This is a genomic window from Micromonospora fulviviridis (assembly GCF_014648395.1).
Taxonomy (GTDB): domain Bacteria; phylum Actinomycetota; class Actinomycetes; order Mycobacteriales; family Micromonosporaceae; genus Micromonospora; species Micromonospora fulviviridis.
Genome location: NZ_BMRA01000009.1, coordinates 289,076 through 305,252, shown reverse-complemented (window position 1 = coordinate 305,252; position 16,177 = coordinate 289,076). Strand labels below are relative to the sequence as shown.

The window sequence follows — 16,177 nt, the reverse complement described above, 5'->3', positions numbered from 1 at the left end:
CCCCGCTCAGGCGACGGTCGCCGGGGTCTCCCGGCCGTCCGGGGCCGGATCGGCGTACGCGGCCGCCACGGTGGCCCGGTCGAACACCCGCCACGTCGCGGCGATCACCGCGACCGCCACCACGAACCCCACCCAGTAGGGCGCGGTGATCCCGTACCGGTCGGCGACCAGGCCGCCGAGCAGCGCGCCCACGCAGTTGCCGCCCGCCGCGATGAACAGGGTGGTGCTGCCCACCCGGCCCATCAGCGCGGGCGGGGTGAGCCGCTGGCGCAGCGAGTTGGCGACCATGTTCCACAGCGCGCCGTGCACCCCGAAGGCGAACAGCGCCAGCCCGACCACCACGGCGCTGCGCGAGGCGGCCAGGGCCAGGTGCAGGCCGGCCTCGATGAGCAGACCCACCCGGACGGTCCACGTCGCGGTGATGGTGGCGACCAGCCGGTCGCCGACCGCCGAGCCGAGCAGCCCGCCCACGGCCATGCAGGTGAACAGCGCGCCGTAGCCGACCGAGCCGAGGCCGAGCCGGTCGGTGGCGAGCAGCACCAGCACGGCGAGCGCGGCGGTCAGGGTGACGTTGAGCAGCCCGATGAGCAGGGTCATGGTGCGCAGCAGCCGCTGGGACAGCAGCCAGCGGAACCCCTCGGCGACCTCCGCGCGCACCGAGCGGCGCCCGCCCGCCCCGGGCGAGCCCCGGTACGACCCGGCGAGCAGGCCGACGAGGACGGCGCTGAGCGCGTACGTGCCGGCGTTGACGGTGAACGGGATGGCGGCGGCCACCACGAAGAGGAAGCCGCCGAGCGGGCCGGCGACCATGTTCTGCATGATCTGGGTGCCGCCGCCGAGCCACCCGTTGGCCCGTTCCAGGCGGGACCGGGGCACCACGGCGGGCACGACCGCCTGGGCGGCGGTGCGGAACACCACCTCGCCGGTGTTGACCACGAACAGCACCGCATAGAGCAGCGGCACCCCGGCCCGGTCGGTGACCATCGCGGCGGCCAGCACGGCCAGCACGGCCACCCGCAGCCAGTCGATGACCACCATCAGCCGGCGCCGGTCGACGCGGTCCACCAGCACCCCGCCGGGCAGCGCGAACAGCAGCCAGGGCAGCCAGGCCACCGCGGCGCCGGCCGAGACGGTCAGCGGGTCGTCGGTACGCGAGGCGACGTAGAGCGGGGCGGCCACCGTGGCCATGCCGCTGCCCAGCGCCGACATGGTGCTCGCGGTCCAGAGCCGGGCGAACCGCCCGTCGAGCCGATCCCCCGTCGTCCCCGTCACGGCGAGGCAACCTACCAGGGATCGGACGCCGTGCCGACCGGGTTACCGCCGGTCGGACCAGCTCACTGGTCTTCGGTGGGGGGCCAGCCGGGGGCGAGGTCCGCCGCGAGCCGCTCCCATGCTCCCCCACCGCCGGGCAGCGGCCAGGCACGGTTACGGCCCAGCTCGCGTGCCGCGTCTCGCAGTGCGGCGGCGAACTGCTGCGAGGTGGCGGCCAGGCGAGCGGGCGCGACATCGTTGCGGCCCGCGAGGGCGGCCATCCGCTCGGAGTACGCGCGCAGCTCCCGTCGTTCCCCGGCGGCGACCAGCGCGGGGTCGACAGGAGGTGCCAGAACCAGCACCGGCGGTCGGGTCCCCTCGGCCAGCGCGGCGACGATCCGGTCGTGGCCGTCGAGGACCAGCAGCGTCTGGAGGCCGCTGACCCACCAGAGCAGCACGGGCGGCAGGGTCCCCTCGCGGACCTGCCGGCGCCACGCCCGCACCCGGGCACTGTCCGGCGGGGCGAGGCGCCGTAGCGGGAGGATGTCCCGCTGGTCCTCGACGGGGTGGCCGTAGCCGAACCAGGTGATGTGGCCGCGGTCCGGATCGACCACCGGCAGCCGCGGCCAGTGGCCCGGGACCGCCCAGTGCGGCATGCCGGGGGTGAGCGTCCACGGCCCCCGGTGCAACGGCCCGTCCTCGGCCTCGGCGAGCCAGCTGACGAACCGGTGGGCCCAGCGGGCTGCTCGGTCCCCGCCGCCTCCGGTGTCCCCGACCCGGCGGGCTTGGGCGGCGCTGATCGGTGGGACCGGCGAGCGGTAGCCCCCGGCCCGGACGTAGTGGACGCCGTGATGCCAGGGATGTTGTCGCGCCAGCAGGACGACCCGGTCGGTCTGGCGGATCAGGAACCGCCGGGCGCCCGCCACTTCCACGCGCAGACCGGGACGCACCGGCGTCTCCACCTCCAGGGCCAGTCCGTCCCAACCGCCTCCTGGCGCGGTCGGCAGCGGCGACCGGGCCAACCGGCAGGTCATCCGGCTACCGCCTGGAGCGCGGCGGGCCGTTCGGGTTCCGGTGCGGTGGGGGGACATGGGGTCAGGATGGCCGCTCGGCGGCCAGACCCGCGACCCCTTATCGGACGGCCGGATGGGATCATCTCGCATGCCCCTCACGAACCCCTGGCTCGCCGGCCCCTCCCCCACCGCCCGCCTCGACCGCGACCGCCTGCAGGAGCGCATCCTCAACCTGTTCTCCACGCAGAACATGTGCGTGCTGGCCACCACCGGCCCGGGTGGCCCGCTGGCCACCCCGGTGCGCTACTTCCACCTGGACTTCACCCTGATGTTCACCGCGGTGGCCGACTCACCGAAGATGCGCAACCTCGCCGCCGACCCCCGCGTCTCGGTCGGGATCTTCGCGCCGCTGGTCGGCCAGGCCAGCAGCCGGGGCGCGCAGGTCTTCGGCCGGGCGCGGGTGCTGCACCCCGGCGACCCGGACTTCGACCACCACTGGCCCGCGTACCGGTGGCAGTCCGACCACGTGGAGCGCTCCCGGTCGCTGGACGAGCCGCCGACCGGGCCGCTCGTGGTGGTGCCGGCCGAGCGGATCGTCTACACCGAACACTGGCTGCGCCGCGAGGGCTACGCGCCGCGCCAGTTCTGGCGGGCCGCCGGCCCCCGCTGAGCCGCTGGGACGCCGGGCGGGCGCCGCCCAGGGCGGATCTCCCATTTCCCGTACGCCTCGCACCCGGACGGATCACAGTGGGTGACGTGGTGGAGGAGGTGGCATGACGGGACTGCGTACCGACCTGTACGAGCTGCGGATGGCGGCCAGCTACCTGCGCCGGGACATGACGGAGCACGCCACGTTCAGCCTCTTCGTCCGCCGGCTGCCGCACCGGCGCGGCTTCCTGGTCGCCGCCGGGCTGGCCGAGGCGCTGGCGTTCCTGGAGGGCTTCGCCTTCGACGACGCCGAGCTGGGCTACCTGCGGGACGTCGTCGGGTTCGACGAGCCGGCCCTGGCGGCGCTGGCCGGGCTGCGGTTCACCGGGGACGTGTGGGCCGTGCCGGAGGGTCGCGTGGTCTTCGCCGACGAGCCGCTGCTGGAGGTCACCGCGCCGATCGCGGAGGCGCAGCTGGTGGAGACGGGCGTGCTGAATCTGATCACCTTCCACACCACGGTGGCCACCAAGGCGGCCCGCTGCCGGCTCGCCGCCGGCGGCGCGCAGCTGATCGACTTCGCGTTCCGCCGCACCCACGGCATCGAGGCCGGCGCAGGGGTGGCGCGGGCGTCGGCCATCGCCGGCTTCGCCGCGACCAGCGACGTCGAGGCCGCCATGCGGTACGGGATCTCCCCGTCCGGGACGATGGCCCACTCGTACGTGGAGGCGTTCCCCGACGAGCGGGCGGCGTTCCGCGCGTTCGCCGCCGACTTTCCCACGAACCCGATCTTCCTGGTCGACACCTACGACACGCCGGCGGGAGTCCGGGCCGCCGTCGATGTCGTCACCGAACTGGGCCTGACCGGCCCGGTCGGCGTACGGCTCGACTCCGGCGACCTCGGGGCGCTGGCCCGGCAGGCCCGGGCGATCCTCGACGACGCCGGGCTGCGGCAGGCCCGGATCATCGCCAGCGGCAGCCTCGACGAGAACGTCATCGCGGGGCTCGTGGCACAGGGCGCACCGATCGACGGGTACGGCGTGGGCACCAAGATGGGCGTCTCGTACGACGCGCCGTCGCTGGACAGCGCCTACAAGCTCGTGGCCTACGGCGACCGGCCGGTGCTGAAGCTGTCCCCCGGCAAGGCCACGCTGCCCGCCGCCAAGCAGGTCTTCCGTGATCCGACCGGCGCGGCGGGGGACGTGGTGGGGTTGCGCGACGAGCCACCACCGGCTGGCCGGGAGCCGCTGCTGGTGCCGGTCATGCGCGGTGGCCGCCGGCTCGACCCCGCCGACCCCGCGGAAGCGGTTCGCGCCGCCCGTGGCCGCTTCGACGCCGATCTCGCCTGGCTACCGGAGCCGGCCCGCCGGCTGGCCGATCCGACGCCGCCGACCGCGACGGTCAGCCCGGCGCTGGCGGCGCTGCACGAGCGGGTGGCCGCGCGGCTCGGGCGCGGCCAGGCGGAATGACCATCAGTGACGGTCCGGGGAGTGACGGTCAGGCGGGGCCCGCCTGGCGCAGCTCGACCTTGCGCACCTTGCCGCTGACCGTCATGGGGAAGGCGTCCATCACCCGTACGTGCCGCGGGATCTTGAAGTGCGCCAGCCGGTCCCGGCAGAACTCGGCGACCTCCTCGACGGTGAGCGTGTCGTGCCCGTCGCGCAGGATCACGCAGGCCAGGATCTCCTCGCCATAGCGCTCGTCGGGGACGCCGACCACCTGCACGTCGGAGATCTTCGGGTGCCGGTAGAGGAACTCCTCGATCTCGCGCGGGTAGACGTTCTCCCCACCCCGGATGATCATGTCCTTGATCCGGCCGACGATGGTCAGGTAGCCGTCCTCCCGCATCACCGCCAGGTCGCCGGTGTGCATCCAGCGCGCCGGGTCGATCGCCTCGGCGGTCCGCTCCGGCTCGTCCCAGTAGCCGAGCATCACCGAGTAGCCCCGGGTGCACAGCTCCCCCGGCTCGCCCCGCGGCACCGTCACCCCGGTCGCCGGGTCGACCACCTTCACCTCGACGTGCGGCAGCACCCGCCCCACCGTGGCGGTCCGTCGGTCCAGGTCGTCGTCGGGCCGGGTCTGCGTGGACACCGGCGAGGTCTCCGTCATGCCGTAGCAGATCGCCACCTCGGCCATGTGCATCCCGTCGATGACCCGCTTCATCACCTCCACCGGGCACGGCGAGCCGGCCATGATGCCGGTACGCAGGCTGGACAGGTCGTAGTCGGCGAAGTCCGGCAGGGCCAGCTCGGCGATGAACATGGTCGGCACCCCGTACAGCGAGGTGGCCCGCTCGGCGGCGACCGCCCGCAGCGTCGCGGCCGGGTCGAAGGTCGGCGCCGGGATGATCACGCAGGCGCCGTGGCTGGTGGCCGCCAGGTTGCCCATCACCATGCCGAAGCAGTGGTAGAACGGCACCGGCAGGCAGATCCGGTCCCGCTCGGTGTAGCGGACCAGCTCCCCCACGAAGTAGCCGTTGTTGAGGATGTTGTGGTGCGACAGCGTCGCGCCCTTCGGGAACCCCGTGGTCCCCGACGTGTACTGGATGTTGATCGGGTCGTCGCAGCTCAGCTCCGCCGCCCGCGCGGCCAGCCGCTCGACCGGCACCGCCGCCCCGCCGGCCACCAGGTCGTCCCAGCTCGACTCGCCGAGCCAGACCACCGTGCCCAGCGCCGGGCAGGCGCCGCGGACCTCGGCGACCATGCCCCGGTAGTCGCTGCTCCGGTAGCCGGGCGAGGAGACCAGCAGGCTCACCCCCGACTGGTTCAGCACGTACTCCAGCTCGTGCCGCCGGTAGGCCGGGTTGATGTTCACCATGATCGCGCCGATCGTGGCGGTGGCGTACTGCACGAGGACCCACTCCGCGCAGTTCGGCGCCCAGATGCCGACCCGGTCACCCTTCGCCACCCCGGCCGCCAGCAGGCCGCGGGCCAGCTCATCCACCGCGCGGCCGAGTTCGGCGTACGTCCAGCGCCGGCCGCTCGGGCAGTCGACCAGGGCCTCCCGGTCCGGGTACGCCGCCACGGCGCGGGCCAGGTTCGCGCCGATGGTGTCGCCGAGCAGCGGCGCGTCGGAGATCCCGCTGGCGTAGGAGGGCAGGCTCATCGGAAGTCCTCCTCGCGGTACTCGCCGGCCGGCCGCGCCTGTGCGTCACCGTGCTTGTCGCGCTCGGCGGCGCGCAACTCGGTCCGGCGGATCTTGCCGGAGATGGTCTTCGGCAGGTCGGCGAACTCCAACCGCCGCACCCGCAGGTACGGGGCCAGCCGGTCCCTCGAGTGCGCGAACAGCGCCGCCGCGGCCTCCGGCCCCGGCGCCCAGCCGGGCGCGAGCACCACGTACGCCTTCGGCACGGCCAGCCGCACCGGGTCCGGTGACGGCACCACGGCCGCCTCGGCCACCGCCTCGTGCTCCAGCAGCACGCTCTCCAGTTCGAAAGGCGACACCCGGTAGTCCGACGCCTTGAACACGTCGTCGGTGCGCCCCACGTAGGTGAGGTAGCCGTCGGCGTCCCGGGAGGCGATGTCGCCGGTGTGGTACCAGCCGTCGCGCATCGCCGTGGCGGTCAACTCCTCGTCGCCGTGGTAGCCGACCATGAGCGCGGTCGGCCGGTGCGCCAGGTCCAGGCAGACCTCACCGTCGTCGCCCACCTCCCCGGTGACCGGGTCGACCAGGCGCACCACGTAGCCGGGCAGCGGACGCCCCATCGAGCCCGGCTTCACCGGCGCGCCGGGCGGGTTGCCGATCTGCGCGGTGGTCTCGGTCTGCCCGTACCCGTCCCGGACGGTGACCCCCCAGGCCGCCTCGACCTGCTCGATCACCTCGGGGTTCAGCGGCTCCCCCGCGCCGACCACGCTGCGCGGCGGGCGGGCGAGCTGGGTCAGGTCGGCCTGGATCAGCATCCGCCACACCGTCGGCGGCGCGCAGAAGCTGGTCACCCCGCACCGGTCCATGGCGGCCATCAGCCCGGCCGGATCGAAGCGCGAGTAGTTGTAGACGAACACCGTGGCTCCGGCGTTCCACGGCGCGAACACGTTGCTCCAGGCGTGCTTCGCCCAGCCGGGTGAGGAGATGTTCAGGTGCACGTCGCCGGGGCGCAGCCCGATCCAGTACATGGTGGACAGGTGTCCCACGGGGTAGGAGGCGTGGGTGTGCTCGACCAGCTTCGGCCGGGCCGTGGTGCCGGAGGTGAAGTAGAGCAGCAGCGGGTCGCCGGCCCGGGTCGGCCCGTCCGGGGTGAACACCTCGTCCGCGCCGTACGCCTCGGCGTAGTCGTGCCAGCCGTCGACCGGGGCGCCGACCGCGATCCGGGTGTAGTCGCCGGCCACCTCGGCGAACTTGCCGGCGTGCTCCGCACCGACCACCACGTGCCGGGCCGCGCCGCGCGCCAGGCGGTCGGCCAGATCGGCCGGGCCGAGCAGCGGCGTGGCCGGGATGATCACCGCGCGCAGCTTGATCGCGGCGAGGATGGTCTCCCAGAGTTCGAGCTGGTTGCCGAGCATGAGGATGAGCCGGTCCCCGGCCCGGACGCCGCGGGCGCGCAGCCAGTTCGCCACCCGGTTCGAGCGGCGGGACAGCTCGGCGTACGACCAGCTCCCCTCACCCCCGTCCGCCTCGACGATCCGCAGCGCGGTGTCGTCGTTGCCCTCGGCGAGCACGTCGAACCAGTCCAGCGCCCAGTTGAACTCGTCCAGCCGGGGCCAGCGGAACTTCTCGTACGCGGTCTCGTGGTCCGTCCGGTGCGCGAGCAGGAAGTCGCGCGCCTCGCGGAAGGCTTCGGTGCCGGCGGTGGCCATGGGGGTGTCCTTCCTGTCCCGGGCGCGCGGCCGGAGGGGACGGCGCCGCGCGCAGTACCCTGATCCTCGATCGGGTGACGCAGGTCTCACCACCCCCGGACGGGGGTGCCGGCGGGGAGGTGGCCAGGTGGTGACGCTCTACCCGCGCGACGACGCCGACGAGGTCCGGCGCGGCCTGCTGACCCTGCGCCGGGGCACCGGCCTGCCGGTCGCCTTCGGCGGGCTCGTCGCGCCGGGCGGCCCGCCCCGGATGACCATCACCGAGCTGGCCGGCACCAGCACGACCGCGCTGCGCGGCCTCGCCATCCACGCGGGCGCCGGGCTCGGCGGCAAGGCGCTCGCCCTCGGGCTGCCGCTGCGGGTCGACGACTACCCGGTGGCCCGCTCGATCAGCCACGAGTACGACGCCCCGGTCTCCGCCGAGGGACTGCGCTCGGTGCTCGCCGTGCCGGTGGTGGTGCGCCGCGAGGTCCGCGCGGTCCTCTACGGCGCGGTACGCCAGCGCCTGCCCCTGTGCGACCGGCTGGTCGCCGCCGCCGCCGACGCCGGGCGGGACCTGGAACGCCGCCTCGCGGACCGGGACGCCGCCCGGACGGCGCTGGCCGCGCTGCCGACCGTGCCGGCCCACCCGGACCCGACCGGGCCGGAGTGGGAGCAGGTCCGCCAGGCGCACGCCGAGCTGCGCGGCCTGCTGAACCGGATCGCCGACCCCGAGCTGCGCGACCGCCTCGACGCCGTCGCCGACCGGCTCGCCGGCGCGGCACGCCGGCCCGGGCCGCCGGCCGCCGTGGCCCTGACGCCCCGGGAGACCGACGTGCTGGCCTGCGTCGCCCTGGGCTGCACGAACGCGGACGTGGCCGGGCAGCTCGGGCTGCGCCCCGAGACGGTGAAGAGTTACCTGCGCTCGGCCATGCGCAAGCTCGGCGCACACACCCGGCTCGAGGTCGTGGTGGCCGCCCGCCGCGCCGGCCTCCTTCCCTAGCGCTTCCCCGGTTCCACCTCGCGGGAGTCGGCGCTTCGCCGTCGTGCCGGCCCGCACACCGCCTAGAGCATCCTAGGAGGCTAGCTTCGAGGTCATCGGCTTCGGCTGGACAGGCAACCGCGCGGCTGCTTATCCTCGGTACAGGCAGCCATGGGGTTGCCTGTCCGGAGGGAGGACGAGTGGACGAGGTGTTCCGGGCGTTGGCCGACGCCAGCCGCCGCCGGCTCCTCGACCGTCTGAACGTCCGCAACGGACAGAGCCTGCGCGAGCTGTGCGCCGGGCTCGACATGACCCGACAGTCGGTGAGCAAGCACCTCGCGCTGCTGGAGGCGGCCGGGCTGGTGACCACCACGCGGCGCGGGCGGGAGAAACTGCACCACCTCAACGCCGCCCCGATCAACGCCGTGGCCGACCGGTGGATCGGCCGGTACGACCGGGCCAGGGCGCAGGCCCTCGCCGACCTGCAGGCAGCATTGGAGGGGCAGCCCATGGAGGGCCCGACGTTCGTCTACACCACCTACATCCGCACCACCCCGGAGCGGCTCTGGAGCGCGCTCACCGCGCCCGAGTTCACCCGCCGCTACTGGGGCGGCGTCACCCTGGTCTCCGACTGGCGGCCCGGCTCGCCCCTGCTCTGGCAGGACTCCCCGGACGCCGAGCCGAAGGACCTCGGGCAGCGGGTGCTGGAGGCCGAGCCCTACCGGCGGCTCGCGTACACCTGGCACGGCTTCCAGCCCGAGCACGCCGCGCACTTCGGCTGGTCCGACGAGGAGTTGGCCGCCCGGCTCGGCGAGCGCCGCTCGAAGGTCACCTTCGACCTCACCCCGCACGGCGAGACGGTGCGGCTGACGGTGACCCACGACGACTTCTCCCCGGACAGCGAGATGCACCGGGCGATCAGCGGCCAGCTCGACGGCAGCGGCGGCTGGCCGGAGCTGCTGGCCAGCCTCAAGAGCCTGCTGGAGACCGGCCAGCCGCTGCCGGAGCCGGTGCGGGCCGGGTGAGCCCGCCCGGCCCGCTCAACCAGCCGGCCCACGCAACCGCCGGGCCCGCTGAGCCGCCCGCGCTGGCGCGCGGAGGTCGGGTCGGCGCTGCCCACCCCGTGGCGACAGCCCCGACCCGGCACCTCAACGGCGGGCGGTGCGCCGCAGCAGCGGGACGAGCACGGCGGCCGCCACCAGGTGCAGGGCGACGAGCGTCAGGATCGCCACCGTGCCCGCTCCCTGGCTGACCGGGCCGAGCAACGACAGCAGCAGCGCTACCCCGGCCACGCCGGTCCAGACGGCCCGCGCCCGGGCGGTGAACCGCTCCAGCAGGGCCAGCAACGCCCACCCCGCCAGGCCGGCGAGCAGGGTGCTGACCGCGACCGCGACCGCGGTCACGGACTGCTCGGTCCCGCCGTTGCGGGCGACCAGGTCCATCCCGGCAACGGGGACGGCGGCGACCCACACTGCCAGGGTGGCGGCGGTGGCGGCGAGTACCGCCAGGGCGCGGTCGCGGCGGCGCGCCGGACGGGTGACGGTGCCGGCGGAGACAGTGGGCGTGGTCGTGGTGTCCATCGGTGCATACCTCCATCGAGCGAGATCGGTCACCGGGGACACTAGGCCCACGCCGGAGGTCCGGGGATCCCGCCGCGGACCGGTTCGCCGCTCCGTCCCGGGGACCAGGTGGGCCCGGATCTCCGTCTGGCGACCGATGAGTCGGGGTGGGTCGGCGGCCTAGCATCCGGGGCGTGAACTGCCGGCCCCGCTCCCGAATCCTGCTGCTGCTCGACGGCGGCATCGCCACCGTGATGCTCGCCGTCGCCCTGACCGTCCTGCTCGCCCCGGGCACCCCGCCGACGTCGTCCGGCGGGACCGCCGCCGCGGTCGGGCTCGCCGCCGCGCAGGCCAGCTGTCTGCTGTGGATCCGGCGCCGACCGGGGTACGCGTTGGCGGTGGCCGCGCTCGCCGGCGTCGGGCTGGAGGCGCTCTGTCCCCCGCTCGGCTGGCTCGGCCTGGTCACCGTCCCGCTGGCGTACGTGGCCCGGCTCCGCCCGCCCCGGGTCTCGCTGGTCGCGTTGGGGCTGCTGCTCCTCCCCACACCCTGGGAACTGGTCACGGGGGGCTGGCGGGACCTGCTCTTCGCGGTGACCGCGCTGGGTCTCGGCTGGGCCCTCGGCGAGTTGCAACGCGGGCAGGCCCAGCGCCGCGGCGACCGGCAGCGGCAGGTGCTCGCCCGGGAGCGGGAGCGGATCTCCCGCGAGCTGCACGACGTGGTGGCCCACCACGTGGCGGTCATCGCCGTTCAGGCCGCCGCCGCCGAGGACGTGTTCGACGCGCACCCGGAGCGGGCCAGAGCCGCGCTCGGCGCGATCAACGTGGCGGCCCGGTCGGCCCTCACCGAACTGCGGGCGATGCTGCACGCGCTGGCCACCGACGACGGCACGGACCCGGACGGGCCGCAGCCCGGGCTGGCGCAGCTCGACGCCCTCGCCGACGCCGTGCGGGCGGTCGGCATCGAGGTGACCATGGACCGGGACGCCGGCGCCGAGGACCTTCCCGGCGGGGTGCAGCTGTCGGCGTACCGGATCGTGCAGGAGTCGCTGACCAACGCGTTGCGGCACAGCCACGCCACCCGCGCCGAGGTCAGCGTCCGCTACGACGACGGGGTGCTGCGCCTCGCGGTGGTCGACGACGGCACGGCGGCGCCGCGCCGGCCGGGCGCGGGCGCCGGCCGGGGCATCGTCGGGATGCGTGAGCGCGCCCGGCTGCTGGGCGGCACGCTGGAGGCCGGTCCGCTGCCGGCCGGCGGGTTCCGCGTCGAGGCCCGGCTACCGGTGGCGGTGGCGCAATGAGCGTCCGTGTGGTGATCGCCGACGACCAGGACCTGATCCGCGCCGGCCTCGCCATGATCATCGACGCCCGGCCGGACCTGACCGTGGTCGGCGAGGCCGCCGACGGGATCGAGGCCGTGGCGGTGGCTAACCGGACCCGTCCGGACGTGGTGCTCATGGACGTGCGGATGCCCCGGCAGGACGGCATCGCCGCCACCCGGGAGCTGGTGTCCGGCGGCAACCCGGCCCGGGTTGTCATGCTCACCACCTTCGACCTCGACGAGCACGTGTACGCGGCGCTGCGCGCCGGGGCCAGCGCCTTCCTGCTCAAGGACACCCGCCCGGCCGACCTGGCCGAGGCGGTGCGGGTGGTGGCCCGCGGCGAGGCGCTGCTCGCGCCGACGGTGACCCGCCGACTGCTCGACCGGTTCGCCGACCGGCTGCCCGGTGCGGCCGCCGACCGGGGGCGACTCGCCGCGCTCACCGCCCGCGAGGTGGAGGTGCTGACGCTCGCGGCCCGGGCACTGTCCAATGCGGAGATCGCCGAGCGGCTGTTCCTGAGCACCGCCACCGTGAAGACGCACGTCTCCGCCGTGCTCACCAAACTCGGCCTGCGTGACCGGATCCAGGCGGTGGTCTTCGCCTACGACGTGGGGCTGGTCCGCCCCGAACCGCCGCCCCGCTGACCGGCCTTCCGGTCGAGCCGGGTGCGGTGCACGCCCTCGCGCAGCTCGTCGTCCCCCATCACCAGCCAGACCAGGCCGCAGTCCTGCGGGCCGGTGACGTCGACCTGGCAGAGGGTGCACGGTTCGCCGGGGCGGATCGGGCAGCTCGCCGTCGGCCGGGGCGCCCGCGTCGCGATGCTCACGCCTCCAGGGTGCCGCGCCGCCCGGGGCCCCGTCAGGGCCGTTGGTCCTCACCGGGAACCATCCGGGAAGCCGACCCGGACGGGACGGCCGCTGCCGGGCCGAACCGGACACACGTGCCGAGCACCGTCCGGACGGGACGGCGCACGCGGGGCGGGACGAGCCCTCCGGCCCCGCCGTCCGTGCTGGACGGGCATGTCCGCCGCACCCGGGACCGACCGGGAACACGTGACGGCAACGAAGATTTCTCAATTACGCCTAGTGACCGCCGCAACCCTCCTAGTGTTGGCCACACCGGTGCTAGTCACGGAGTTGGCCACCCGAACGGCGTCCCACGCAGACAGCGGACGAAAAGTGAGGGAAGACGCGGATGAAGGCAAAGACAGTTCTCGGATCGGCGGCGGTCGGCGTGGGCCTCGGCACACTCCTGCTCCCGGCCGCCGCCCTCGCGGACACCACCGTCTCACCGGCCACCACCCCGGTCGGCGGGACCGTCGTGCTCACCACGACGTCGTGCAACCCGAAGGCGGGTGACGCGCTCTTCCGCGTCACCGGTCCCAACCGGGACCAGAACGTCAGGTCCACCACCGCCGCGGCGGGCGGCGGGCTCAGCGCCGAACTCTTCACCGCCGGGTTCACCCTCGGCACGTACACGGTCACCACCACCTGCGGCGACGGCAGCAACGGCGGCACGGCCAGCTTCACGGTCACCCCGATCGGCGGCGCGCAGGCCGGCGCCGGCGGCCGGGACGGCGACACCGGCGTGCTGGTCGCGGGCGGCGCGCTGGCCGCCGCGGCGGTCGCCGGCGGGACGTACGTGATGGTGCGCCGCCGCCGGCGCGCGACAGCCGTCGCCTGACGGCCCGCCACACCATCCCTGAGCGGGTGCCCGCGCCGGTCCGACCGGCGCGGGCACCGCGTCCACGACGGACGGAGGTGGAACCCTGTCGTCGCAGCGCCACCCCGCGGGCTGGCCGTCGCGAGCCCGCACGGCCGCCATCGTCGCCGCGGTCACCCTGGCCGGCGCCACCGGCGCCGGGCTGCTCGCCGCCGGCCTCGGCACCACCGCCCACCCACCGCCCCAGCCGGGCGCCTCGGCCGCGCCGACCGCCGAACGGTCCGGCTCGCCCGGCCCCGTGCTCCCCCGCTCCGAGCCGGTCCGCGTCACCATCCCCCGCATCGGCGTCGACGCCGACATCGTTCCGGTCGCCACCGACACCAGCGGCGCCCTGGAGGTGCCGCCGCTGGACCACCCGGAGATCGCCGGCTGGTACCGCCGCGGCCCCACCCCGGGCGAGGCCGGCAACGCCGTGCTGGTGGGACACGTCGACTCGCTGCGCGGCCCGGCGGTCTTCTTCGACCTCGGCCGGCTGCGTCCCGGGGACGCCGTCGAGGTCACCCGGGCCGACGGCCGGGTCGCGGTGTTCACCGTGGACGGTGTCGGGGCGTACCCGAAGGAGCACTTCCCCACCGAGCGGGTGTACGGCGGCGGCGCCGAGGCCCGGCTCCGGCTGATCACCTGCGGCGGCCGGTTCGACCCACGCACCGGCAGCTACCCGGACAACATCGTGGTCTTCGCCACCGCCGCCCGCTGACGCGGGCCGGACACCACCCGAGCGCCGGCAGGCCGTACGGTGGGCCGTCAGATCCTCGGCGGTGGAGGTGCGCGGTGGACCGGTCGGCGGTACGGACCCGGCGGCGCGGGCGGTTGCTGCCCGGTCTCGTCGCCCGCCTGCTCGGGCGCACCGACGAGGCGGCCGGGCCCACGCCGCGCCGGGCCAACCCGGACGCCGTGGTGGACTGCGCGGTCTACGTGGCCGGCCGCCGGGAGCCGGGCCGGCCGCACTACGCCGACGCGTACGACCGGGCCCGCCGCACCCGGCGGGCCTTCGTCTGGCTCGGTCTGCACGAGCCGGGCCCCGCCGTGATGGCCGCGGTCGGGCGGACCTTCGGGCTGGACGAGCTGGTCGTGGCGCAGGCCCTCGCCGACGGGCACCGCCCCACCGTGCAGCGGCACGGCGACGTGACGCTGCTGGTGCTGCGCACGGCGGGCTACGTGGAGCACACCGAGCTGACCGCCACCTCCGAGGTGATCGACACCGGGGACGTGATGGTGTTCCTCGGCGACCGGTTCGCGCTCACCGTGCGGCACGGCGCGACGGGCGCGCTGACCCCGGTGCGGGAGGACGTGCAGCGCCGGCCGGGCGTGCTGGCCGAGGGGCCGTGGGCGGTGGCGTACGCGGTCTGCGCCCGGATGGTCGACCTCTACCTGGAGGTCGCCGGGCACCTGGAACGGGACCTCGAACGGGTCGAGGAGAGCGTCTTCGCGCGCGACCGGGACGCCGACATCCAGCACATTTACCAGCTCAAGCGGGAGGTGGTGGAGTTCAAGCGGGCGGTGCTGCCGTTGCAGTCGCCGCTGCACGCGCTGCTGGAGCAGCGGGGCGAGGGCCCGCCGCCGGCGCTGCACCGCTGGTTCGTCGACGTGGAGAGCCGGCTCACCCGGGCGGTGGACCGCATCGCCTCGTACGACGAGCTGCTCAACTCGATCCTCCAGTCCCGGCTGGCGCAGCTCGCCGTGGAGCAGAACAACGACATGCGCAAGATCGCGGCCTGGGCGGCCATCGCCGCCACGCAGACCGCGGTGGCCGGGGTCTACGGGATGAACTTCGCGCACATGCCCGAGCTGGGCTGGCGGTACGGCTACGCGGGCGCGCTGCTGCTCATGGCGACCGCCGCGGTCACCCTGCACCGGCTGTTCCGGCGCTCCGGCTGGCTCTGAGGAGGTCAGGGACCGCCCAGGTCGGACAGTTCGGCGTCGAGCAGCTCGGCGAGGCGGTCCGCCCGCCACGGGTCGGACTCGGCCGTCATGCCCCGGCTGGGCATCTCCACCGTCATCAGCAGGTAGAGGTGCAGCCGGTAGAGCCCGAGCCGGCGGCGCGCCCCGGCGTCCAGCGGGAACGGCGCGACCGCCCGGTAGGCCCGCACGAGGGGGTCGTCCGGCTCGTCCTCGGCGCGCCGGAACAGCAGCGGCGACACCAGGTCCAGCAGCGGGTCGCCCCAGAGGTGGCGCTCGCCGTCGACCAGCCCGCTGAGCCGGGGCGTGCCGCCGGGGCCGTCGACCGCCAGGACGTTGCCGGCCCAGCCGTCGAAGTGCAGCAGCGCCGGGCGGCGTACCGCGTCGAGGACGTGGGCGTGCCGGTCGACCAGCTCGCGGATCCGGGCCGCCGGCACGGGCAGCGGCACCGCCCAGTCCGCCGCGTCGGTGAGCAGGTCGTCCAGCAGGGCCGTGTACGCGCCGCGCCATGTGGGCGCGCCGCTGCGGCCACCGTCGTAGCCGTAGCGGTCGCCGGTGACGGCGTGCAGCGTGGCGAGCGCGCGGCCGAACTCGGCGCGGACCGGGCCCACCTCGACGCCGGCCCGGGTCAGGTCCCACAGGCTGCGGCCGGGCAGCAGGCCGGTGAGCAGCCAGTCGCCGAGCACCGGGTCGCGGCCGTGGTGCAGCAGCGGCGGCACCGGCACGGCGGGCGCGCGTTCGGCGACCAGCCGCAGGTAGCGGGCCTCCGCCCCGATCATGTCGCGCTCGTAGCGCAGCAGCGGCACCTGCGGCGGCGGCCCCACCTTGAGCACCACGGCCCGCCCGTCGTCGAGGGTGACCCACCAGACGGCGGCGAACCCGCCGCCGGTCAGCGGCCCGCAGCCGTTCACCCCGGGCGTGGGGCCGAGGGACGCGGCCAGGTAGCGCCGGACCTGGTCGGGGTCGAGGCGGCGTTGGGTCGGGCTCATGTCCCGCACCACGCTAGCGGCCGAGC

General features: G+C 75.1%; 16 protein-coding genes. 9 read left to right on the top strand and 7 right to left on the bottom strand.

Translation table 11 applies throughout. The features are described from left to right. Positions 1–6 precede the first annotated feature (6 nt). Together IEY96_RS23960 and IEY96_RS23955 are read right to left on the bottom strand one after the other, a co-directional pair. A complete protein-coding gene (locus tag IEY96_RS23960; RefSeq protein WP_229791843.1) occupies positions 7–1,272 on the bottom strand; it encodes an MFS transporter in 1,266 nt (421 codons plus the stop codon). Between the two features lie 62 nt (positions 1,273–1,334). Next, positions 1,335–2,285: a hypothetical protein gene (locus IEY96_RS23955; protein ID WP_189197047.1), complete on the bottom strand. Its 951-nt coding sequence runs from the start codon at positions 2,283–2,285 to the stop codon at positions 1,335–1,337. A gap of 127 nt (positions 2,286–2,412) precedes the next feature. Here IEY96_RS23955 and IEY96_RS23950 point away from each other — a divergent pair, with 127 nt between their 5' ends. Together IEY96_RS23950 and IEY96_RS23945 are read left to right on the top strand one after the other, a co-directional pair. Continuing rightward, on the top strand, positions 2,413–2,934 hold the full coding sequence (locus IEY96_RS23950; RefSeq protein WP_189197046.1) for a pyridoxamine 5'-phosphate oxidase family protein: 522 nt from the start codon (positions 2,413–2,415) through the stop codon (positions 2,932–2,934). 103 nt (positions 2,935–3,037) lie between these two features. Further along, positions 3,038–4,378, top strand: a complete 1,341-nt coding sequence (locus tag IEY96_RS23945) for a nicotinate phosphoribosyltransferase (protein WP_189197045.1) — start codon at positions 3,038–3,040, stop codon at positions 4,376–4,378. Positions 4,379–4,406: 28 nt separating this feature from the next. On the opposite strand, the gene IEY96_RS23940 is transcribed toward IEY96_RS23945, so the two are convergent. Both IEY96_RS23940 and IEY96_RS23935 read right to left on the bottom strand, forming a co-directional pair. Beyond that, entirely contained in the window at positions 4,407–6,014 is a 1,608-nt protein-coding gene (locus IEY96_RS23940) for an AMP-binding protein (RefSeq protein ID WP_189197044.1), read from the bottom strand. Next, positions 6,011–7,702: an AMP-binding protein gene (locus IEY96_RS23935; protein WP_189197043.1), complete on the bottom strand. Its 1,692-nt coding sequence runs from the start codon at positions 7,700–7,702 to the stop codon at positions 6,011–6,013. The genes IEY96_RS23940 and IEY96_RS23935 overlap by 4 nt, the downstream gene beginning before the upstream one ends. 127 nt (positions 7,703–7,829) lie before the next feature. Here IEY96_RS23935 and IEY96_RS23930 point away from each other — a divergent pair, with 127 nt between their 5' ends. Together IEY96_RS23930 and IEY96_RS23925 are read left to right on the top strand one after the other, a co-directional pair. Beyond that, positions 7,830–8,684, top strand: a complete 855-nt coding sequence (locus tag IEY96_RS23930; RefSeq protein ID WP_229791842.1) for a helix-turn-helix transcriptional regulator — start codon at positions 7,830–7,832, stop codon at positions 8,682–8,684. 179 nt (positions 8,685–8,863) lie between these two features. Continuing rightward, positions 8,864–9,688, top strand: a complete 825-nt coding sequence (locus IEY96_RS23925; RefSeq protein WP_189197042.1) for an ArsR/SmtB family transcription factor — start codon at positions 8,864–8,866, stop codon at positions 9,686–9,688. A gap of 123 nt (positions 9,689–9,811) precedes the next feature. On the opposite strand, the gene IEY96_RS23920 is transcribed toward IEY96_RS23925, so the two are convergent. Next, positions 9,812–10,243, bottom strand: a complete 432-nt coding sequence (locus tag IEY96_RS23920; RefSeq protein ID WP_189197041.1) for a DUF6069 family protein — start codon at positions 10,241–10,243, stop codon at positions 9,812–9,814. 173 nt (positions 10,244–10,416) lie between these two features. Here IEY96_RS23920 and IEY96_RS23915 point away from each other — a divergent pair, with 173 nt between their 5' ends. Beyond that, positions 10,417–11,520, top strand: coding sequence for a sensor histidine kinase (locus IEY96_RS23915; protein WP_189197040.1), 1,104 nt, complete (start codon positions 10,417–10,419; stop codon positions 11,518–11,520). Then, on the top strand, positions 11,517–12,185 hold the full coding sequence (locus tag IEY96_RS23910) for a response regulator (protein WP_189197039.1): 669 nt from the start codon (positions 11,517–11,519) through the stop codon (positions 12,183–12,185). Before IEY96_RS23915 ends, IEY96_RS23910 begins: the two co-directional genes overlap by 4 nt. Here IEY96_RS23910 and IEY96_RS23905 read toward each other — a convergent pair. Beyond that, the gene (locus IEY96_RS23905; RefSeq protein WP_189197100.1) at positions 12,143–12,367 is read right to left on the bottom strand and encodes a DUF6767 domain-containing protein; all 225 of its coding nucleotides are present in this window, start codon (positions 12,365–12,367) and stop codon (positions 12,143–12,145) included. The two genes, IEY96_RS23910 and IEY96_RS23905, sit on opposite strands and share 43 nt — an antisense overlap. A gap of 368 nt (positions 12,368–12,735) precedes the next feature. On the opposite strand from IEY96_RS23905, the gene IEY96_RS23900 reads away from it, so the two are divergent. From IEY96_RS23900 to IEY96_RS23890, 3 genes are all read left to right on the top strand, one after another. After that, complete coding sequence (locus IEY96_RS23900) at positions 12,736–13,224, top strand: hypothetical protein (protein ID WP_189197038.1); 489 nt, start codon at positions 12,736–12,738, stop codon at positions 13,222–13,224. A gap of 85 nt (positions 13,225–13,309) precedes the next feature. After that, positions 13,310–13,960, top strand: a complete 651-nt coding sequence (locus IEY96_RS23895) for a class F sortase (protein ID WP_189197094.1) — start codon at positions 13,310–13,312, stop codon at positions 13,958–13,960. 74 nt (positions 13,961–14,034) lie between these two features. Next, on the top strand, positions 14,035–15,147 hold the full coding sequence (locus tag IEY96_RS23890) for a magnesium and cobalt transport protein CorA (RefSeq protein WP_189197037.1): 1,113 nt from the start codon (positions 14,035–14,037) through the stop codon (positions 15,145–15,147). 5 nt (positions 15,148–15,152) lie between these two features. On the opposite strand, the gene IEY96_RS23885 is transcribed toward IEY96_RS23890, so the two are convergent. Continuing rightward, positions 15,153–16,151: a phosphotransferase family protein gene (locus IEY96_RS23885; RefSeq protein WP_189197036.1), complete on the bottom strand. Its 999-nt coding sequence runs from the start codon at positions 16,149–16,151 to the stop codon at positions 15,153–15,155. Positions 16,152–16,177: the final 26 nt, after the last annotated feature.